The sequence below is a fragment of the Pseudomonas sp. efr-133-TYG-5 genome, assembly GCF_030209175.1.
Taxonomy (GTDB): Bacteria; Pseudomonadota; Gammaproteobacteria; order Pseudomonadales; family Pseudomonadaceae; genus Aquipseudomonas.
Map to the genome: position 1 here is coordinate 47,633 of NZ_JARVSM010000009.1, position 19,430 is coordinate 67,062.

Annotated in this window: 19 protein-coding genes; 13 read left to right on the forward strand and 6 right to left on the reverse strand. The window is 62.5% G+C overall.

Annotated features, from left to right (window positions below; genetic code table 11):
• Window positions 1-307 precede the first annotated feature (307 nt).
• Window positions 308-862, forward strand: coding sequence for an RNA polymerase factor sigma-70 (locus tag QRN70_RS25080; protein WP_285420566.1), 555 nt, complete (start codon window positions 308-310; stop codon window positions 860-862).
• A 110-nt stretch (window positions 863-972) separates the two neighbouring features.
• Here QRN70_RS25080 and QRN70_RS25085 read toward each other — a convergent pair whose 3' ends face one another.
• The 3 genes from QRN70_RS25085 to QRN70_RS25095 form a co-directional block, all read right to left on the reverse strand.
• On the reverse strand, window positions 973-1,986 hold the full coding sequence (locus QRN70_RS25085; protein ID WP_285420567.1) for a GNAT family N-acetyltransferase: 1,014 nt from the start codon (window positions 1,984-1,986) through the stop codon (window positions 973-975).
• Between the two features lie 85 nt (window positions 1,987-2,071).
• Window positions 2,072-2,869 carry a substrate-binding periplasmic protein gene (locus QRN70_RS25090; RefSeq protein ID WP_285420568.1) on the reverse strand — a complete coding sequence of 266 codons (798 nt, stop codon included), beginning with the start codon at window positions 2,867-2,869 and terminating at the stop codon, window positions 2,072-2,074.
• Window positions 2,870-2,960: 91 nt separating this feature from the next.
• Window positions 2,961-3,584 carry a TetR/AcrR family transcriptional regulator gene (locus tag QRN70_RS25095; protein WP_285420569.1) on the reverse strand — a complete coding sequence of 208 codons (624 nt, stop codon included), beginning with the start codon at window positions 3,582-3,584 and terminating at the stop codon, window positions 2,961-2,963.
• Between the two features lie 187 nt (window positions 3,585-3,771).
• On the opposite strand from QRN70_RS25095, the gene QRN70_RS25100 reads away from it, so the two are divergent.
• From QRN70_RS25100 to ppnP, 8 genes are all read left to right on the forward strand, one after another.
• Window positions 3,772-5,562 carry an acyclic terpene utilization AtuA family protein gene (locus QRN70_RS25100; RefSeq protein ID WP_285420570.1) on the forward strand — a complete coding sequence of 597 codons (1,791 nt, stop codon included), beginning with the start codon at window positions 3,772-3,774 and terminating at the stop codon, window positions 5,560-5,562.
• A 12-nt stretch (window positions 5,563-5,574) separates the two neighbouring features.
• The gene (locus tag QRN70_RS25105) at window positions 5,575-6,444 is read left to right on the forward strand and encodes an SDR family oxidoreductase (protein WP_285420571.1); all 870 of its coding nucleotides are present in this window, start codon (window positions 5,575-5,577) and stop codon (window positions 6,442-6,444) included.
• 3 nt (window positions 6,445-6,447) lie between these two features.
• Complete coding sequence (gene atuC, locus QRN70_RS25110; RefSeq protein WP_285420572.1) at window positions 6,448-8,064, forward strand: geranyl-CoA carboxylase subunit beta; 1,617 nt, start codon at window positions 6,448-6,450, stop codon at window positions 8,062-8,064.
• Window positions 8,065-8,094: 30 nt separating this feature from the next.
• A complete protein-coding gene (gene atuD, locus QRN70_RS25115) occupies window positions 8,095-9,252 on the forward strand; it encodes a citronellyl-CoA dehydrogenase (protein WP_285420573.1) in 1,158 nt (385 codons plus the stop codon).
• Window positions 9,249-10,046: an enoyl-CoA hydratase-related protein gene (locus tag QRN70_RS25120; RefSeq protein ID WP_285420574.1), complete on the forward strand. Its 798-nt coding sequence runs from the start codon at window positions 9,249-9,251 to the stop codon at window positions 10,044-10,046. The genes atuD and QRN70_RS25120 overlap by 4 nt, the downstream gene beginning before the upstream one ends.
• 52 nt (window positions 10,047-10,098) lie before the next feature.
• On the forward strand, window positions 10,099-12,060 hold the full coding sequence (locus tag QRN70_RS25125) for an acetyl/propionyl/methylcrotonyl-CoA carboxylase subunit alpha (RefSeq protein WP_285420575.1): 1,962 nt from the start codon (window positions 10,099-10,101) through the stop codon (window positions 12,058-12,060).
• 70 nt (window positions 12,061-12,130) lie between these two features.
• Window positions 12,131-12,673, forward strand: a complete 543-nt coding sequence (locus tag QRN70_RS25130; RefSeq protein ID WP_285420576.1) for a 3'-5' exonuclease — start codon at window positions 12,131-12,133, stop codon at window positions 12,671-12,673.
• Window positions 12,674-12,743: 70 nt separating this feature from the next.
• Window positions 12,744-13,028, forward strand: a complete 285-nt coding sequence (gene ppnP, locus QRN70_RS25135) for a pyrimidine/purine nucleoside phosphorylase (protein WP_045058110.1) — start codon at window positions 12,744-12,746, stop codon at window positions 13,026-13,028.
• 71 nt (window positions 13,029-13,099) lie between these two features.
• Here ppnP and QRN70_RS25140 read toward each other — a convergent pair whose 3' ends face one another.
• Window positions 13,100-13,906, reverse strand: a complete 807-nt coding sequence (locus QRN70_RS25140; RefSeq protein ID WP_285420577.1) for an MOSC domain-containing protein — start codon at window positions 13,904-13,906, stop codon at window positions 13,100-13,102.
• A 91-nt stretch (window positions 13,907-13,997) separates the two neighbouring features.
• Window positions 13,998-14,933 (reverse strand): chemotaxis protein CheV, encoded by a 936-nt coding sequence (locus QRN70_RS25145; RefSeq protein WP_003226705.1) that lies wholly within the window; start codon window positions 14,931-14,933, stop codon window positions 13,998-14,000.
• A gap of 453 nt (window positions 14,934-15,386) precedes the next feature.
• Between QRN70_RS25145 and QRN70_RS25150 the strand changes: the two genes are divergently transcribed.
• The 3 genes from QRN70_RS25150 (at window position 15,387) to QRN70_RS25160 (ending at window position 17,894) form a co-directional block, all read left to right on the forward strand.
• A complete protein-coding gene (locus QRN70_RS25150) occupies window positions 15,387-15,857 on the forward strand; it encodes a hypothetical protein (RefSeq protein ID WP_285420578.1) in 471 nt (156 codons plus the stop codon).
• Window positions 15,858-16,344: 487 nt separating this feature from the next.
• Entirely contained in the window at window positions 16,345-17,238 is an 894-nt protein-coding gene (locus QRN70_RS25155; RefSeq protein WP_285420759.1) for a sensor histidine kinase, read from the forward strand.
• Window positions 17,235-17,894, forward strand: coding sequence for a response regulator transcription factor (locus QRN70_RS25160; RefSeq protein WP_285420579.1), 660 nt, complete (start codon window positions 17,235-17,237; stop codon window positions 17,892-17,894). The genes QRN70_RS25155 and QRN70_RS25160 overlap by 4 nt, the downstream gene beginning before the upstream one ends.
• On the opposite strand, the gene yegS is transcribed toward QRN70_RS25160, so the two are convergent.
• Window positions 17,878-18,795, reverse strand: coding sequence for a lipid kinase YegS (gene yegS, locus QRN70_RS25165; protein ID WP_285420580.1), 918 nt, complete (start codon window positions 18,793-18,795; stop codon window positions 17,878-17,880). The two genes, QRN70_RS25160 and yegS, sit on opposite strands and share 17 nt — an antisense overlap.
• Before the next feature lie 315 nt (window positions 18,796-19,110).
• Here yegS and QRN70_RS25170 point away from each other — a divergent pair, with 315 nt between their 5' ends.
• Window positions 19,111-19,419, forward strand: a complete 309-nt coding sequence (locus QRN70_RS25170; protein WP_285420760.1) for a hypothetical protein — start codon at window positions 19,111-19,113, stop codon at window positions 19,417-19,419.
• Window positions 19,420-19,430 lie beyond the last annotated feature (11 nt).

Below are 19,430 nucleotides of genomic sequence, written 5' to 3' on the forward strand. Positions count from 1 at the left end.
GCGGTCTGTGCCGACCGCGCAAGGCATTGGAATGCTGTCTGGCCGGGGCTGTGCGCCCGCGACCATTCACCAATGAGAACGGATGACCTCGGCGAATAATTAGTCAGCAGATGGCATCGCCCGCGGCCGCCGGCGTCCTGGCCAGGTGCGGCAGCGTGCCGCAGTTCTCAGAACGCACCGACATGGATCATTAATTCTCTTTCTCAATTGACAATCATTATCATTCAACATAATTTGTCGCTCGATGTGTAGGACAGCCCGGCCCTTCAGGGCGTCCCACTAACCTATTGGCAGCAAGGTGATTTCCATGACGGAACAAGTATCCACAAGCAGGTGCGATTCACCGCTACTTCAGGCATTCGTCGACAATCGACTGATTCTGGTCAAGATTGCAGCCCGCATTACCGGCTGCCGTTCGCGCGCCGAAGACGTGGTTCAGGATGCGTTTTTCCGACTGCAATCGGCGCCACCGATCACGTCGTCGATCAAGGCCCAACTGAGCTATCTGTTCCAGATCGTGCGCAACCTCGCCATCGATCACTACCGCAAACAGGCGCTGGAACAGAAATACGCCGGCCCCGAAGAGGAAGGCTTGAATGTGGTCATCCAGGGCGCTTCGCCGGAAACCTCGCACATAAATTTCTCGACCCTGGAAAACATCGCCGACGCGCTGACCGAGCTGCCCAGCCGCACCCGCTACGCCTTCGAGATGTATCGCCTGCACGGCGTGCCGCAGAAAGACATCGCCAAGGAACTCGGCGTCTCGCCGACCCTGGTCAACTTCATGATTCGCGATGCCCTGGTGCACTGCCGCAAGGTGTCGGGCAGCCGTGGCGATGCGGCAGCGATGGGTCGCCGCTAAGACCGCCTCGGCGGGCAAAAAAAGATCGCAGCCTGCGACAACTCCTACAGCACAGGTGTAAACCCTGCAGGAGCTGCCGCAAGCTGCGATCTATTGCTTTCAGCGCGAGATCAAGCCAGCCTGCACCGATCAAAAAAGCGCTCGCGCCCAAGGATCATCAGCGCCGCGCGCTTGTGCGGAAAATCGAATTCCTTTTCGCAGTGGAAGCACTGGTTGTGCATGTGGCCGATCATCTTCGCGTTGTCGGCACGCGGTTCCGCCACCACCCGCTGGGTCCGCGGATCGTCAAGAAACAGATAGTGCACCAGCGCCGACAGCCAGCTCGCCACCTTGTGCGGGCCACGATGATCCTCCTCGCCCACCAGCATATGAATGCCGCGATCGTAGTTGTCGGCCTCATAGAACGGCGCGATGCGATCTTCCTTGGCCCAGTACGCTTCGAAATAAGCGAACGGCTGATCGTCGAAACAGCCGATCAGGGTCAGGGTATGCGGGTCGGCGTCGAGTTTGCCGAGGTACTCGCGATGCTGTTCGAGGCTGCCCTCTTCCTGCCAGAAACTGGCGACTCGCGGGCTGTTCTGCCAACGGTTGAAACGCGCCAGGTCCTGCTCGATCTCCACGGTGCGCAGGGAAATCCACGCGCCGAGCCGGGCATCGAACCGCCGGTAGACTTCGCCACGGGGTTTGACCGGGCGCAGCGGATGGCGCTTGCCGTTGCTGATGACCATTTGCTGCGGATAGCTGCCGCTCGGCGCCAGGCCCAGCCAGGGTTGCGGCAATTGCCAGAACAATGCGCGCTCGCACCGATATTCACCGACCACTTCGGTGCCGACCAACAGGCCGCTGCGCAAGGCTTCGGTCGGCGGCTGATCCAGTTGCCAGAGCAATTGCTGGCGCGCCGGATCACGAGCAAACAGCCAATAGCAGGCAGCCCACAGCGCTTGGCCGGGCGGCAGGGCAAAACGCTCATCGATCTGGATCGGCCCCTGGCCGTCACGGTCCAGCCGCAGACGAATCAGCGGCTGGCCGTCGAGGCTCAGGCTCAGACGGCTTTCAGTGGCATCGGCTTGCAGTGCGCTGCCCGAGGGCAACGCCAGGGCAGTCAGGTCATTCAGATTGGACATGGGTCGGGCTCACGATAATCGTCGACAGTTCAACGATGGGACGTGAGCCGGGGCGGGAAATTTAGGCCTGCAGGGAAAAACGCCCTCAGTGATGGGGCACCGGCACCACGGCAATCCTGTACGGCTGGAAAATCTTCAGCATCTCGCCGTTGTCGCGCAGGCCTTGCAGCAGCTTGCCGAACGCTTCGCCGGTGATCGGCGCGGCGCTACGCAGGATCGCGTAGTGGTGATAGACCTGATCGATGCGTTGCGACACCAGCAATTCGTCACGCACCTTTTCGTTGCGCAGCAGGTAGTCGCTCAGGTACGAGCGCGTCACCAGGGCAATGTCGGCACGCCCGCGCAACACCATCAACAGGTTGCTGTCGTGGGAATAGGTCAGCGTGGCGTTGTAGTTCTGCGCGAGGAATTTCGGATCAGCGTTGAAGTTGGCGAATTCGTAGTGATAACCGCTGAACAGCGCCAGGCGTTTGCCACCGAGATCGGCGAAGTAGCTCTGCTGGCGCCCGGGCTCGTTCTGCGCGACGAAGATTTCCGCGTCTTCCAGGCCCATGTCGACGTCGGCGTGGGGAATTTCCTTCCAGCCCCAGTCGGGATTCTCGAAAATCGCCATGTCGATGCGGCCCTGCTTGAAGTCGCCGAAACGCCGTGGAATCGAGGTGGGCACGAGCACGAACTGATAGTCGCTTTGCAGACGGTTAAGGGCTTCCACCAGTTGCGGCAGCAGGCCGGTATCGGCGCCGTTTTCCGGGCGGATGGTGTAAGGCGGGAAATGCGCGGCGCCCACCCGGACCAGTTGCGCCGACTGCGCGGGCAACCCCCAAAATGCAGCCAGCGCTGCGAGCATCAGCCCCGCGGCCGTCCGAATTGGCGAAGACTTCAAAACACCCCACTCCCCGAAAAAATACCGATCAATGCATTCAAGCTAGGCGGTTTCGCCCAGTTAGCCAGTTTCATGTGCCGATAGGAAGGGCTCAGCGCTCCTCGAGCACCAGAATCAGTGCTTCGTCGGCCAGTTGATCGAGGCTCAGATTGCCGCCGGCCCGGAACCAGGTGGTGGTCCAGGACAGGGCTCCGGTGAGAAAACGGCGGGTAATGAACACATCGCCACGGATGAACCCGGCGGCCTTGGCTTCGCCCAGCACCTGCAGCCAGATCTCTTCATAGATATCGCGCAGCGCCAGCACGCGGGCCTGGCCTTCTTCGGACAACGAACGCCATTCGTACACCAGAACCGCCATGGCTTCGCCGCTGCCGCCCATGATCGACTGCAATTCGCAGCGGATCAGCGCCAGCACCCGTTCGCGCACATTGCCGGCTTCGGCCAGCGCGGCACGCATCAGCGCGGTGTTGTAACGGATGGTTTCCTCCATCACCGCGCGCAGGATTTCGTCCTTGCTCTTGAAGTGATGAAAAATGCTCCCCGACTGGATTCCCACCGCCCCCGCCAGATCGCGCACGGTGGTGCGTTCGTAGCCCTTGTTGCGAAACAGGTGGGCGGCCACCTGGAGCAGTTTGCCGCGAGCGCTGTCCGGGTCGGTCAACTGCCCCGCCTCCACCAGTTCGCGCATGACACCGAGGGCTTTTTGCTCGTCCACCCGTTCTCTCCTACAGTCGATCAGTCGGCTGCCTCCCTGAAACCGCAGGGTGGCGCGGGCAATTTAAGCCGCCAGCGGTGACCAAGCAAGCGCTTGGCCAGAAGATAATTTTCGCTGTTTACAAACCAAGCGCTTGCTTGGTAGCCTCGATGCACTTCTGTCGGAGGTGCCTGTGTCGGAGATAAAAATGCCAACCACCGTACGCATCGGATGCGCCAGTGCATTCTGGGGTGACACCTCGACCGCCGCCGCGCAACTGGTGGACGCCGGTCGACTGGACTACCTGGTGTTCGATTACCTGGCGGAAATCACCCTGTCGATCATGGCCGGCGCGCGGATGAAAGATCCGCAGGCCGGGTTCGCCAGCGACTTCATCGACGTCCTCACGCCGCTGCTGCCGCAACTGGCCGCGCAGCGCATCCGTGTCATCAGCAATGCCGGCGGGGTCAATCCGCAGGCTTGCGCCGCCGCGTTGCAGGCGGCCTGCGACCAGGCCGGGGTCAACCTGAAAATCGCCGTGCTGCTGGGCGATGACCTGCAAGCGCAATTCAAGCACCTGCAAACCCAGGGCATCCGCGAGATGTTCAGCGGCGCCCCGCTGCCGCCCCTGTGCGTCTCCAGCAACGCCTATCTCGGCGCCCCCGGCATCGTCGAAGCCCTGCGCCTGGGCGCCGACATCGTCATCACCGGGCGGGTGGTCGACAGCGCGGTGGTCAGCGCCGCCCTGGTGCACGAATTCGCCTGGTCCTGGCACGACTTCGACAAGCTCGCGCAAGCGGCCCTGGCCGGGCATATCATCGAATGCGGGGCGCAGTGCACCGGCGGTAACTTCACCGACTGGCGCGACGTGCCGGACTACGAACACATCGGCTTCCCGATCGTCGAGGTCAGCGCCGACGGCCAGTTCATCGTCAGTAAACCCGAGGGCAGCGGCGGCCTGGTCACACCGCTGACCGTCGGCGAGCAGATGCTCTATGAAATCGGCGATCCGCAGGCGTACCTGCTGCCCGACGTGGTCTGCGATTTCAGCCAGGTCAAACTCCAGCAACAGGGCAAGAATGCGGTACAGGTGCACGGTGCCAGGGGCTTGCCCCCGAGTGACAGATACAAGGTCAGCGCAACCTACCCGGACGGCTTCCGCTGCACCGCCAGTTGCCTGATCGCCGGTATCGATGCCGTGGACAAGGCGCGCCGGGTCAGCCAGGCAATCATCGCCAAGACCACGGAAATGCTCGAACAGCGCGGTTGGGGCGCCTACAGCGAAACCGATATCGAACTGCTCGGCAGCGAAGCCACCTACGGCCCCCACGGCCAGCGCCGCGACAGCCGCGAAGTGGTGATCAAACTCGCGGTACGCCATCCGAACAAGCAGGCGCTGATCCTGTTCTCCCGGGAGATCGCCCAGGCCGCCACCGGCATGGCACCGGGCCTGACCGGAATCGTCGGCGGCCGGCCGACGGTGTATCCGCTGATCCGGCTGTTCTCGTTCCTGATCGACAAGCAGGCCTGCACACTGCACGTCGACATGGCCGGTCAGCGCCACCCGGTGAGCCTGCCCAGCCTGCCCGCCCTCGACAGCCAGGACTTGCCCCTGCCGCACTCGCCGCCGCAACCCGAGGGCCGCGCCGATGCCAGCGTGCCGTTGCTGAAACTGGCGGTGGCGCGTTCCGGCGACAAGGGCAACCACAGCAACATCGGTGTGCTGCCGCGCCGTCCCGAGTACCTGCCGTGGATCGCCGAAGCGCTGACCCCGGCGGTGCTGGTCGACTGGATGCGGCATGTCCTCGACCCGATCCACGGCCGGGTCGAGCGCTGGTACCTGCCCGGCACCCACAGCCTGAACTTTCTTCTGGAAAACGCCCTCGGGGGCGGTGGCGTGGCAAGCCTGCGCATCGACCCGCAGGGCAAGGCCTTCGCCCAACAGTTGCTGGAAATTCAGATCCCGGTGCCGCAGAGCATCGCCGAGCAACTCGACTAGAGGACTGTCCGAATGGCTTATGCATCGATTTTTCGCGCCGACCTGTTCAGCGGGCAGACCATCCTCGTCACCGGTGGCGGCAGCGGTATCGGCCGTTGCACCGCGCATGAACTGGCGGCCCTCGGCGCCAGGGTGCTGCTGGTCGGGCGCAAGCCGGAAAAACTGCAACGGGTCGCCGCGGAAATCGCCGCCGATGGTGGCCAGGCCCACTGGCAGGCCTGCGACATCCGCGATGAAGAGGCCGTAAAGCGCCTGGTCGGCGAGCTGCTGGGCGAGCACGGGGCGATCCATGGCCTGGTCAACAATGCCGGCGGCCAGTACCCCTCGCCGCTGGCAGCGATCAATCAGAAAGGTTTCGAAACCGTGTTGCGCACCAACCTGGTCGGCGGTTTCCTGATGGCCCGCGAAGTGTTCAACCAGTCGATGAGCAAACACGGTGGCAGCATCGTCAACATGCTCGCCGACATGTGGGGCGGCATGCCCGGCATGGGCCACTCCGGCGCCGCGCGTTCGGGCATGGACAACTTCACCAAGACCGCCGCGTTCGAGTGGGGCCATGCCGGGGTACGGGTCAATGCGGTGGCGCCGGGCTGGATCGCCTCCAGCGGCATGGATACCTACGAAGGTGCGTTCAAAGCGGTGATCCCGACCCTGCGCGAGCACGTACCGCTCAAGCGCATCGGCACCGAATCGGAAGTCAGCGCGGCCATCGTGTTTCTGCTCAGTCCGGCAGCGGCGTTCATCAGCGGCAGCACCTTGCGCATCGACGGCGCGGCCAGCCTCGGCAGCCGCGCCTGGCCGCTGCACAAGGCCAGCCACAGCGAAGCGTTCAACGGCTTCCACCGCGCCTACCTGCCGGACGTACTCAAGGACAAGGAATAAGCCATGCCGCAGATCCAGTCCCAGCTCGACCCCCACAGCGAAACGTTCGCGCGCAACCGCCAGGCCATGCTCGCGGCCATCGAGCACGTGCAGCAGCTTGAACGGAACCTGCTGCACAAGGCCGCCGAAGCCAAGGCGAAATTCGCCAGGCGCGGGCAACTGCTGCCGCGCGAACGCATCAACCTGCTGCTCGATCCCGGTTCGCCGTTCCTCGAACTGGCCAGCCTCGCCGGCTACAAACTGCACGACGACAAGGACGGCAGCAGCGCCGGTGGCGGTCTGATTGCCGGCATCGGTTATGTGTCCGGCGTGCGCGCCCTGGTGGTGGCGAACAACAGCGCGATCAAGGGTGGGACCATTTCCCCTTCAGGCCTGAAGAAATCCCTGCGCCTGCAGCAGATTGCCCAGGAAAACAAACTGCCGGTCATCACCCTGGCGGAAAGCGGCGGCGCCAACCTCAATTACGCGGCGGAGATTTTCGTCGAAGGCGCGCGCAGCTTCGCCAATCAGGCGCGGATGTCGGCCATGGGCCTGCCGCAGATCACCGTGGTGCACGGCTCGGCCACCGCCGGTGGCGCCTATCAGCCGGGGCTGTCGGATTACGTGGTGGTGGTGCGCGGCAAGGCCAAGCTGTTTCTCGCCGGTCCGCCGCTGCTCAAGGCCGCCACCGGCGAAATCGCCACCGACGAAGAACTGGGCGGTGCCGAGATGCACGCACAGGTCGCCGGCACCGCCGAATACCTCGCCGAGAACGATGCCGACGGCATCCGCCAGGTACGGGAAATCGTCAGCCTGCTGAACTGGAACGAGCAACTGCCGTGGCTGCCCGAACCGCAATACAAAGAACCGCTGTACCCCATCGACGAATTGCTCGGGCTGATTCCCGACGATCCGAAAAAACCCTACGACGCCCGTGAAATCATCGCGCGGATCGCCGACGAGTCACGCTTCCTCGAGTTCAAGGGCGAGTTCGATCAGCAAACCCTCTGCGGCCACCTGAAAATCCACGGCCGTGCCTGCGGCTTCATCGGCAACAACGGCCCGATCACGCCGAATGGCGCGAGCAAGGCGGCGCAGTTCATCCAGCTGTGCGACCAGAGCCAGACGCCGCTGCTGTTTTTCCACAACACCACCGGGTTCATGGTCGGTACCGAATCGGAACAGCACGGGGTGATCAAGCACGGCTCGAAACTGATCCAGGCGGTGGCCAACGCGCGGGTGCCGAAGCTGACCATCGTTGTCGGTGGCTCCTACGGCGCCGGCAACTACGCCATGTGCGGGCGCGGTCTCGATCCGCGATTCATCTTCGCCTGGCCCAACAGCCGTACCGCCGTGATGGGCGGCGCCCAGGCCGGCAAGGTGCTGCGCATCGTCACCGAGGCCAAGCAGCTCAAGGACGGCCTGGAGCCGGACCCGAAAATGCTCGACATGCTCGAGCAGGTCACCGCGCAGAAGCTCGACAGCCAGTCCACCGCCCTCTACGGCAGCGCCAACCTGTGGGACGACGGCCTGATCGATCCACGCGATACCCGCACCCTGCTCGGCTATCTGCTGGACATCTGCCACGAAGCCGACGTACGCACCCTGCAACCCAACAGTTTTGGCGTCAGCCGGTTCTGACTGCCACGGATCTCACGGAGAACAATAAAAATGATCTTCACCCAGGAACACGAAGCGCTGCGTCGCACCGTCCGCCAGTTCGTCGAGCACGAGATCAATCCGCACGTGGCGGAATGGGAAAAGGCCGGGCGCTTCCCGATCCACGACATCTTCCGCAAGGCTGGCGACCTCGGCCTGCTGGGCATTTCCAAGCCGGAAAAATTCGGCGGCATGGGCCTCGACTACAGCTACTCGATCGTCGCCGCCGAAGAGTTCGGCACCATCCATTGCGGCGGCATTCCGATGTCGATCGGCGTCCAGACCGACATGTGCACCCCAGCCCTCGCCCGCTTCGGCTCGGATGAACTGCGCGAAGAATTCCTGCGCCCGGCGATCAGTGGCGCGCAGGTCGGCTGCATCGGCGTCTCGGAAGTCGGCGCCGGCTCCGACGTTGCCGGGCTCAAGACCACGGCGCGCAAGGATGGCGACGACTATGTGATCAATGGCAGCAAGATGTGGATCACCAATTCGCCGAGCGCCGACTTCATCTGCCTGCTGGCCAACACCTCGGACGACAAGCCGCACATCAACAAGTCGCTGATCATGGTGCCGATGAACAGCCCCGGCATCAGTCTCAGTCCGCACCTGGACAAGCTCGGCATGCGCAGCTCGGAAACCGCCCAGGTGTTTTTCGACAATGTGCGCGTACCCCAGCGCAACCGTATCGGCCACGAAGGCGCGGGGTTCATGATGCAGATGCTGCAGTTCCAGGAAGAACGCCTGTTCGGCGCGGCGAACATGATCAAGGGCCTGGAATATTGCGTCGACAGCACCATCGAGTACTGCAAGGACCGCAAGACCTTCGGTCACGCGCTGATCGACAACCAGGTGATCCACTTCCGTCTCGCCGAACTGCAGACCGAAATCGAATGCCTGCGGGCACTGGTCTATCAGGCCACCGAGCAATACGTCAAAGGCCAGGATGTCACGCGGCTGGCGTCGATGGCCAAGCTCAAGGCCGGACGCCTGGGCCGCGAGGTCAGCGACAGCTGCCTGCAATACTGGGGCGGCATGGGCTTCATGTGGGACAACCCGGTGGCCCGCGCCTATCGCGACGTGCGCCTGGTGTCGATTGGCGGTGGCGCCGACGAAATCATGCTGGGGATCATCTGCAAACTGATGGGCATCCTGCCGGGGAAAAACAAATGAGCCAGCTGCCCGCCTGCCAGACGCTGCTGCTGGAACTGCACAACAGCGTGCTGCACATCACCCTCAACCGCCCCGACAGTCGCAACGCCATGAACCTGCAAATGGTCGCCGAACTGCGCAGCGTATTCGCCGCCGTGGCGGATGACCGCGAGGTCCGCGCCCTGGTGCTGAGCGGCAGCGGCGGGCATTTCTGTGCCGGCGGCGACATCAAGGACATGGCCAACGCCCGCGCTCACGGTGCCGCTGCCTACCGCGAACTCAACCGGGCCTTCGGCGCCCTGCTCGAAGAAGCGCAGCAGGTGTCGCAGGTGCTGATCACGGTGCTGCAGGGTGCAGTGCTCGGCGGCGGTTTCGGCCTGGCCTGCGTCAGCGATATCGCGATGGCCGATCACCAGGCGCAATTCGGCCTGCCGGAAACCAGCCTCGGCCTGCTGCCGGCGCAGATCGTACCGTTCGTGGTGCAACGCATCGGCCTGACCGAAGCCCGACGCCTGGCCCTGACCGCCGCGCGTTTCGATGGCACCCAGGCCCGGCGCCTGGGCCTGGTGCATTTTGTCGAACATGACCCGCAAGCGCTGGCCGAGCGCCTCGACGAGGTGCTGCAGCACGTCCTCTGTTGTGCGCCGCAGGCGAATGCCGCGACCAAAAAACTGCTGCTGGCCAGTGCCGGGCAGCCTTCGGCCGCACTGCTCGATGAGGCGGCGCAGTGGTTCAGCGACGCGGTCACCGGCGCCGAAGGCAGCGAAGGCACGATGGCGTTCGTGCAAAAGCGCAAACCGCGCTGGGCCATCTGAAGCGTCGTGCGCCGTCCCTCACTCTCACCGCCAGCCATCCGGGGAAATCAGCATGCCCGCCCTCCACAAGATCCTGATCGCCAATCGCGGTGAAATCGCCTGCCGCATCCAGCGTACCGCCCAGGCCCTGGGTTATCGCACCGTCGCCGTCTTCAGCGACGCCGACGCCGACGCACTGCATGTGCAGATGGCCGATCAAGCGGTGCACATCGGCCCGGCGCCGGTGCAGCAGTCCTACCTGAATATCCCGGCGATTCTCGAGGCTGCCCGGCGCAGCGGCGCCGATGCCATCCACCCCGGCTATGGCTTTCTTTCGGAAAACGCCGAATTCGCCCGCGCCTGCGAGCAGGCTGGCCTGACCTTCATCGGCCCCGGCGCCGACGCCATCGAGCTGATGGGCAGCAAGCGTCTGTCGAAACTCGCCATGCTCGAGGCCGGTGTGCCGTGCATTGCCGGCTATCAAGGCGCCGCACAGGACGATGCAACGCTGCTGCGCGAGGCTGCGCGCATCGGCTATCCGCTGATGATCAAGGCCAGTGCCGGCGGCGGTGGCCGCGGCATGCGCCTGGTGCACGACGCCGCCGACCTGCCCGCGCAGCTACGCACCGCACGTTCGGAAGCGTTGCACGGTTTTGGCAGCGCCGAGCTGATCCTCGAACAGGCCCTGATCGAGCCGCGCCATGTCGAAGTGCAGCTGTTTGGTGATCGCCACGGCAACCTGCTGTACCTCGGCGAGCGCGATTGTTCGATCCAGCGTCGCCATCAGAAAGTCATTGAAGAAGCGCCCTGCCCGGTGATGACCGGCGAATTGCGCCAGGCCATGGGTGAAGCGGCCCTCAAGGCCGGGCGCGCGGTGAATTACGTCGGTGCCGGCACCGTCGAGTTTCTGCTCGATGCCCGCGGCCAGTTCTACTTCCTGGAGATGAACACCCGTCTGCAGGTCGAGCACCCGGTGACCGAACTCGTCACCGGGCTGGATCTGGTGGCGTGGCAGCTGCACGTCGCCGAAGGCCTGCCGTTGCCGTTGACCCAGTATCAGGTGCAACTCAATGGCCACGCCATGGAAGTGCGCCTCTACGCCGAGGATCCGGCACAGGATTTTCTCCCGCAGACCGGCCGCATCGCAGCCTGGGAGCCGGCACTGGCGCACGGCGCACGAGTTGACCACGGCGTGTGCGCAGGCCAGTCGATCAGCGCGTTCTACGACCCGCTGCTGGGCAAGCTGATTGCCCACGGCGCCACGCGCGAGGAGGCCCGCCGCAAACTGCTGCGCGCAGTCGAGGACAGCGTGCTGCTCGGCGTGCAGAGTAACCAGCGCCTGCTCGCCAGTCTGTTGCAACACCCGCAGTTCATCGACGGTGCATTCAGCACCGGGTTCATCCCCCGGCACTTTGCCGATCACCCGTGCCTGCAACCCCTTACGCCGAGCGCCGAGCAACTGGCGATCGCCGCGCTGTTGTTCTACCAGGGCACCGCCGCGGCGCACCGTGCGCCGCTGGCCGGTTGGCGCAACAACGCCAGCGAGCCGCTGCTTTATCGGCTGGCCCTGGACGAGCAGGACTGGCCAGTGCAACTGCGTGCCACAGCGCAGGGTCGCTGTCAGGTTGAAGTGGCTGGGCGCACCATCGAGTTGCGGCTTGTCGAACATGACGAGCGCACGGTGACACTCGACCTCGACGGTCTGCGCCAACGCCATGCCTATCGCCTGGACGCCGAGCAACTGTGGTTGTTCACCCGGCCCGGCAGTTTGCGCCTGGTTGACCGAACTCACGCGGTGATCGACAGTCAGACCAGCGTCAGTTCCGGCACCCTGAAAGCACCGATGGACGGCGCTATCGTCGATGTCCTGGTCAGCGAAGGCAGCGTGGTCAGCAAAGGCCAGTTGCTGGTGGTGCTGGAGGCAATGAAAATGGAGCATCCGCTCAAGGCCGGCATCGACGGCATCTTGAAGCGGGTGCAGGTCAAGGTCGGCGATCAGGTGAAAAATCGTCAGGTTCTGTTGCAAGTCGAGTGAGTCGCCGCGCACGTACGCAAGGTTTGACTACGCTCTGATGAATCAGGCCGCGTAAATCAGGAACCCTGCGATGCCCCATTGGCTGGTCATTGATCTGGAAGCCACCACCGATGAAGGTGGGTGGCCGGTTACAGAAATGGAAATCATCGAGATCGGCGCCACCCTGGTGGATCGCTCCGGTCGCGAACAGGATCACTTTCAACGTTTCGTCAGGCCGACGCGACGACCGCTGCTGACGCCGTTCTGCCGCGAGCTGACGCATATCACCCAGGCCAACATCGATGCCGCGCAACCCCTGAGCGACGTCTGGCCGGCCTTCGAACGCTGGCTCGGCCAGCATCAGCCACGCCTCGAAGGCTGGGCCAGTTGGGGCGATTACGACCGCAAGCAACTGCTGCAGGAATGGCAACGCCTGCAACTCGACAGCGGGTTGAGCCGCGTGCCGCACATGAACCTCAAGCAGCGCTTCGCCAAGGCCCGGCGCCTCGAGCGGCCGCTGGGCCTCAACGGCGCGCTGCAACTGGCCGGCATGCAGTTCACCGGGCAGCAGCATCGGGCGCTGGAAGATGCCCGCAATACCGCGCGTTTATTGCCGCTGGTGTTGCCACTCTAGACACGTGACGGCACCGGAAGCCTTGTGCATACTGGCCGGCCCCTTTTTAACCCTTTTCGAGGAATCGCCCATGTTTAAAGTCAACGAGTACTTCGACGGCACCGTCAAGTCGATCGCCTTTGGCACCGCTGAAGGTCCGGCGACCATCGGCGTCATGGCCCCGGGCGAATACGAATTCGGCACCAGCCAGCGCGAAATCATGCACGTCGTGTCCGGCGCACTGACCGTCAAGCTGCCAGACAGCACCGACTGGGAAACCTTCGCCGCCGGCAGCCAGTTCAACGTGCCGGCCAACAGCAAGTTTCAGCTGAAGGTCGCCGTCGACACCGCTTACCTGTGCGAATACCGCGGCTGAAACCCCGGGTTTTCAAGGCGATAAAAAAATGCCCGTGTCCAACGACACGGGCATTTTCATTCGGTCGCGAGCTACTCGAGAATTTCCACCGCCATTCCCACTTCGAGACGACCATTGCTGTCGTTGACCAGGTTCTGCCCGAACATCGCGCCGTCCGCCTGGGCGCGGGTTTTCTGCAGGGTCGCCAGCGGTTCGCGATCGGCGCTGCGTTCGCCGGTCTGTGGATCGATGGTGGTCAGAATGCAGCGTGAGCACGACTTGACCACACGGAACTCGACTTCACCGATGCGGATGCGCTTCCAGCCATCCTCGGCATATGCCTCGCTGCCTTCGATCACCAGGTTCGGCCGAAAGCGCAGCATTTCCAGCGGGCGCCCGACTTCCTGCGACAAATGTTGCAGCGACGCTTCACCGATCAGCAGCAAAGGGAAACCGTCGGCAAACGCCACCTGATCGTCATCGCGGCCGTAGCCCGCCTGGGTGGTGCGGGCGCGATCCAGCGGCACCTGCACCAGGCGCGTCGGCTTGCCGATGAACTCGCTGACCCAGCGCGCGGCCTGCGCACCGGCATCCGGCACAGGCAGGGTGTCGCGCCAGATAGTCACGCCGCGCAGTTCGGCAGCGTTGTCGGGCAAGGCGATGTCCAGCGGGGCATGGCCAGGTGCGCTGAGGGTCAGGCCACCGTCGGCATTCCACAGCGCCGACAACTGGCTCATTTTCGCCTCGGCGCGCTGGGTCAGGAAGCGCCCGCTGGCCTCGTCCACCAGCATCCAGCGGCGGTCACCCTCAAGCCCCAGTTTGTCCAGACCGATCCCTTGCAGGACCTCGCCCTTGGCGGATTTCAACGGGTAACGATAAAGCGCGCTCAGACGCAGCATGGCCAACTCCCTGGTGGCTGAAAAACGCCACCCTATACGAGCTTGGGCAGCGAATCAAAGGCTGCCGCACAGTCAGCTCGCGACCGCCGCGTCAGGCCGGAACTTCGTCAAGCATCAGGCGCTGGCGTACCACATCGACCAGTTTGTCCGGCTGGAACTTGGACAGGAAGTTGTCGCAACCGACCTTCTTCACCATCGAATCGTTGAAGCTGCCGGACAGCGAGGTGTGCAGCACCACATAGAGGCCCCGCAGGCGCGGGTCGTTGCGAATTTCGGTCGTCAGGCGGTAGCCGTCCATTTCCGGCATTTCCGCATCGGTGAAGACCATCAGCAGTTTGTCGGTCATGTTCACCCCGGTGTCGGCCCAGGCCTTGAGCATGTTCAGGGCTTTCAGACCGTCGCTGGCGATATGCATCTTCACGCCCAACTGGCCGAGGGTGTCGCGCAGTTGCGACAGCGCGACATTCGAGTCGTCCACCAGCAGCACTTCGCGGCCACGGGCGCGTTCCAGCACCGGGTCGTCGAGCTTGTCACGGGACACCTTGGCGTTGTACGGGACGATTTCGGCGAGGACTTTCTCGACGTCGATGATTTCCACCAGTTGATCGTCGACCTTGCTGATCGCGGTCAGGTAATGCTGGCGGCCGGCGCTGGTCGGCGGCGGCAGAATGGCTTCCCAGTTCATGTTGACGATGCGGTCGACGCCGCCAACGAGAAAGGCCTGCACCGAACGGTTGTACTCGGTGACGATGATCGTGCTGTTCGGGCCCGGTACCAGCGGGCGCATGCCGATGGCCTGGGACAGGTCGATCACGGGCAGGGTCTGCCCGCGCAGGTTGACCACGCCGCAGACGAACGGGTGACGCTGAGGCATCAGGGTCAGCTTCGGCAGTTGCAGGACTTCCTGAACCTTGAACACGTTGATCGCGAACAATTGGCGTCCGGCCAGTCGAAACATGAGAATTTCCAGGCGATTCTCACCCACCAGTTGCGTGCGTTGGTCTACCGTGTCGAGAATGCCGGCCATCATGACTCCTGGGCTTGTACTGATGAATTCACTATTGGGGGGTTATCGGCAGGATATGGCGGATCTTGATCCCGTCACATCACAGCAGCAAAATGCCATGAACAAGCATTGATGTCACATTAACATCATGCTTTACTGGCCCGGTGAAAATCATCTGCTACATTCTCTTCGGCGCGACCCTGGTTTGCGTTGAAGGTTCCCGCGTCTAAGGGATTCCCCTAGTAACAATCAGGCCCAACCTGATGTTCGCAATATCCAATAGCCATTAATGTGACGCCATTCTCATTGCATGAACGGAGTCAGGCTATTGTGTGCGATCGCAGGTCAGTGGAAACACATCCTCTTGATACCCCCAGTCTGTGCATCGGCACGCCTGGGTGCGATCTTGCGACGGTGCATGACCGTCGACACACACGGCATTCCCTCATCAGACATGACGTTGTGGAGATAAGCATGCCGAACGACCGTAAAGAGTGGGCGCAGCGCTTCCCCGAATTTCTCGTCGAGGCTGAAACGCTCCTGGCCAAAACCGAAGAATGCCTCAGCCATCTGCAGCTGATCAGCAATGACAAGGACGCCATCGACTGCATGCTCAGCACCCTGCTCAAGCTGGCGAACCGCGCCGATGCGCTGGCACTGGAGGCGATTTCCGAATTCTCGCTGCACATTCACGGCCTGCTCAATCAGGCCGTGGACCATATCGACCTGCACGCTCAGGCCCTGGACGCCCTGAAGGACTGCCTGACGCTGATGGCCTGGCAACTGGAACTGATCGACCAGACCACCGGCCAATTGAGTCTCGATCAAAGCGAGCAGCATTCGCTGATTGAAGCCTTCGCCTTCCAGGTTGGACAACATCAGTTTCAGCTGCCGGTCAGCACCAAGCCATTGTCTCTGGTGGCCTGGTCAGAGCGACAGGCGTAAATCGCCATACCGGCGCAAACGGTCGGTTCAGTTTCAGCCTCGAATGTCGCAATTGAATAGTTCATGCCTGCCAGCGACAAATCCGAATAAATAATCTTCCTTGATCAATGCGGAATTTCTACCGCGGGTATCAGGGTTTGCCTGTGTATAAAAATGCAACTTCAGGCAATGTCCATATCAATCGAATAAAACAAATCAACTTTTTCCATAATGGAACCAGCGTCCAACATGGCGTATTTCCTGACTGTTCGGACATATTGGCTAAACGCGACCAACGGTATCTTAAGTGGTATTATGCCGCCCGTTAGTTGCTATCAATTAATGGCACAGTGATTTCAGTGATATGTCTACCGCGAAGTTTTCATTCCACTTTCGATCACTGTGCCGCGTTGAAACCGGCAACATAATCGAGCGTTTTTTCAGACAGAGACTTGCCCGCCATCCAGGCCGGTCTGCCCGCAGCGAACATTCATTGGCTCCATCCGCTATGTACGCCAGCCTCAAGACAATCACCCAATGGCCGCCCTCGCGAGAAACCGCGCGGCGCTTCACACTGCTGCTGTGCCTCGTTTCGGCCCTGGGCAGCGTGCTGACCTATGGCCTGTCTGCCCCGCTGTCGTTCGGCCTGCTGTTGATCAATGTTTCGGCGGCAGCAGGCGTCTGGATCCAGCATTGCCGGTCACGCAAGTCGATCAGGTTCCAGCCCCAGGAGCTTGCCGATCGCTTGCTGCAGGTTCAGGAAAACGAGCGCCATCGCCTCAGCCGCGAACTGCATGACGACATCGGCCAACTGCTGACCGCGGCCAAACTGCAGAGCGAATGGCTCAAGCGACGGCTGCCGGACGAGCTTCAGGAACACTGCAAGGCGCTCAGCGACACCCTGGAAGAAACCCTGAACAAAGTGCGCGACGTGTCGGCCATTCTCAATCCGCGGCAACTGACCAGCCTCGGCCTGGAAGCCAGTCTGCGCGCGCACTTGCTCAAGACCTTGACCAACACCTCGGTGAACTGGAGCCTCGACTGCCAGCAGCGCCTCAATGGCCTCCCCGAGGAAATGGCGGTCGCCGCATTCCGAATCACCCAGGAAGCGGTCACCAACATCCTGCGCCATGCGCAGGCGAAGAATCTGCTGATCCGCATACAACGGCTGCCACAAGGCCTGACCCTGTTGATCAGCGACGACGGCAAGGGTTTCGCCCCCGCCGCCAACCCCGGACGCGAAGGACAACGCGGCATGGCCGGGATGGCCGAGCGGATCGAGCAATTGGGCGGCACCTTGAGCGTGATCAGCGAGCCGGGCAAAGGCACTCAAATCGAAGCACTTTTCCCCTGGGCGCCGCGGGCACTCGAGCGGGCCAGTACGAATAAGGTTATGCGTTGACTTGTAACTTACTTCTGGTGGATGACCACTCGCTGATCAGGGCCGGCGTGCGCGCTCTGGTACTGGATATTCCCGGTTACGCGGTAATCGGCGAGGCCAGTGACGGCTCGCAGCTGCTCGAAATGGTCGAGCAACTGACGCCCGATATTGTCTTGCTGGATATTTCCATGAAGGAGACCAGCGGCTTGCAGGCCCTGCAGCAGCTGCGCCGGGTACGCCCGCAGAGCAAAGTGCTGATCCTTTCGATGCACACCGATCCGGCGTTGATCATGCAGGCCCTGGAGTCCGGCGCGCATGGCTACCTGCTCAAGGACACCACCGCCACCGAGCTCGAGCACGCCCTGGAAGCCTTGCGCAACAACGAGCGCTACCTCAGCCCGGCCATTGCCCATACGGTGATCAACCAGGCCCTGACGCGCAATCAGAAAGGCCAGCCGGAAACCGCCGAATCGCACAACCTGACAGCGCGCCAGCTGGAAATCCTGCGCCTGATCGTGCGCGGCAAATCCACCCGGGAAATCGCCAATGGCCTGGGCCTGAGCATCAAGACCGTGGAAACCCACCGCTCGCAGATCATGAAGCGTCTGCAGATCTACGACGTGGCGGGACTCGTCCTGTTTGCCGTCAGGGAACAGATCATCAGTCTGGACGATTGAGCGCAGCCGGCGTCTGCAGCAGTGGCGAGTCCGGCGGCAGATGCACCTGCAACGCCCCGGGACGCACTTCGAAACGCATGCTGTCGCCTTCCAGCGGCTCACCGTCGAGATTGATGTAAAGCCCTTCGGCGACCTTGATTTCGACCCAGGGCAAACGGGTCCGAACAAACATGTTGTCGATACCGAAGCCGTCGCTCAACAGGGTCTTCAGGGTGCCGACCAGTTCCTGCGGGGCCGGCAGGATGCTGATGTCGAGCAAGCCATCATCGGCCAGCGCCTGCGGACACAGGACATGCCCGCCCCCGGCCTGCCGGCCATTGCCGATACCCAGCGCCAGCAGTTCGCCGCGCCAGTGAAAGTCCGGGCCCTGCAATTCGCCATAGGCGGCATGCAACTCGCTGAAGCGCGACAGACCGGTGAACAGGTAGGCCGCACCGCCCAGGACCTTCTTCAGATCCTCGGAGGTATTGGCCGTGACCTGACTGCCAAAACCGCCGGTGGCCATATTCAGGAAGATCTGCCCGCCGACTTCGCCGAGATCGATGGCCCGGGGTGGCACGTCCAGCAACTCCAGCGCATCGGCCGGTTCCAGCGGAATGCCCGCCGCACGGGAAAAGTCGTTGGCGGTGCCCAGCGGCAACAGCACCAGGCTAGCCTGCTGCGGATGCGCCGCCAGCGCCTCGGCGATGTCCCGCAAGGTGCCATCGCCACCTCCGGCAATGATCTGTCGATACCCCGCCGCCAGGGCCTCCTCGACCAGGCGTTGCGCATCACCGGCCTCCCAGGTCAGGCGCACCGCCAGCTCCCAGCCCTGGTTGCGCTTGCTCTCGACGGCGGCGCGGACTTGCTCATTGAGTGCCTGCTTGCCATGCAGAATCAACAGCGCCCTGCGTTCACTCATAGTGGTCACTCCGGCTATAGATGGGTTACGGGACATGTTGACCACTTCAGCACGCAAAAAAGCCTCAACCCCGCGCAATTAATTCCGCTGGCCGCTCGAGCGTCCTACAAGCCGGTATTTTTTCTTACGAAACATGAGGAATCGGCTCAATTGACCGGATAGGTCCAGTGGTACACCTTGTGCGGGCGGTACCCATCTTCTTTCTGAAAACACACAAGGATGTGCATGTAATGAATGGATACACCTCAAGGGCTTTCAACCGTTCGAGTGGCAGCATCAGCCAACCCGGATCAACAACAGCGAGTGGCCGTTTCCATGCAAAGCCATGAAGCCAGAGCGCCGGTGAGCCCGGTAGCCCCACTTGCCGAAAGCCGTGTCAATCATAAAGCCGACTTCCACAGCGGCGCCAAACCCTCTGGAGGCATTGATATGGAACCTCGCGTCACCGAACTGGAAACCCACCTCAAATACATTTGCAGGGACTTGGCCGAGGTCAGGGGTGACGTCAAGACCATCAAGCATCGCCTGGCCTACATGGCCGGTGCGGCCGCCGTGGTGACGGGTCTGTTGGGCTGGGTGGCCAACAGCCGCTTCGATCAGCTCGTCACGCTGATCAGCCATTGAACCGCAGCGCC

Bases quoted from the DNA above. Each gene is read 5' to 3' on its own strand.
- QRN70_RS25080 (WP_285420566.1), top strand. From the start codon at position 308: ATGACGGAACAAGTATCCACAAGCAGGTGCGATTCACCGCTACTTCAG.
- QRN70_RS25085 (WP_285420567.1), bottom strand. From the start codon at position 1,986: ATGTCCAATCTGAATGACCTGACTGCCCTGGCGTTGCCCTCGGGCAGC.
- QRN70_RS25100 (WP_285420570.1), top strand. From the start codon at position 3,772: ATGCCAACCACCGTACGCATCGGATGCGCCAGTGCATTCTGGGGTGAC.
- QRN70_RS25105 (WP_285420571.1), top strand. From the start codon at position 5,575: ATGGCTTATGCATCGATTTTTCGCGCCGACCTGTTCAGCGGGCAGACC.
- atuC (WP_285420572.1), top strand. From the start codon at position 6,448: ATGCCGCAGATCCAGTCCCAGCTCGACCCCCACAGCGAAACGTTCGCG.
- atuD (WP_285420573.1), top strand. From the start codon at position 8,095: ATGATCTTCACCCAGGAACACGAAGCGCTGCGTCGCACCGTCCGCCAG.
- QRN70_RS25120 (WP_285420574.1), top strand. From the start codon at position 9,249: ATGAGCCAGCTGCCCGCCTGCCAGACGCTGCTGCTGGAACTGCACAAC.
- QRN70_RS25125 (WP_285420575.1), top strand. From the start codon at position 10,099: ATGCCCGCCCTCCACAAGATCCTGATCGCCAATCGCGGTGAAATCGCC.
- QRN70_RS25130 (WP_285420576.1), top strand. From the start codon at position 12,131: ATGCCCCATTGGCTGGTCATTGATCTGGAAGCCACCACCGATGAAGGT.
- ppnP (WP_045058110.1), top strand. From the start codon at position 12,744: ATGTTTAAAGTCAACGAGTACTTCGACGGCACCGTCAAGTCGATCGCC.
- QRN70_RS25140 (WP_285420577.1), bottom strand. From the start codon at position 13,906: ATGCTGCGTCTGAGCGCGCTTTATCGTTACCCGTTGAAATCCGCCAAG.
- QRN70_RS25145 (WP_003226705.1), bottom strand. From the start codon at position 14,933: ATGGCCGGCATTCTCGACACGGTAGACCAACGCACGCAACTGGTGGGT.
- QRN70_RS25150 (WP_285420578.1), top strand. From the start codon at position 15,387: ATGCCGAACGACCGTAAAGAGTGGGCGCAGCGCTTCCCCGAATTTCTC.
- QRN70_RS25155 (WP_285420759.1), top strand. From the start codon at position 16,345: ATGTACGCCAGCCTCAAGACAATCACCCAATGGCCGCCCTCGCGAGAA.
- yegS (WP_285420580.1), bottom strand. From the start codon at position 18,795: ATGAGTGAACGCAGGGCGCTGTTGATTCTGCATGGCAAGCAGGCACTC.
- QRN70_RS25170 (WP_285420760.1), top strand. From the start codon at position 19,111: ATGCAAAGCCATGAAGCCAGAGCGCCGGTGAGCCCGGTAGCCCCACTT.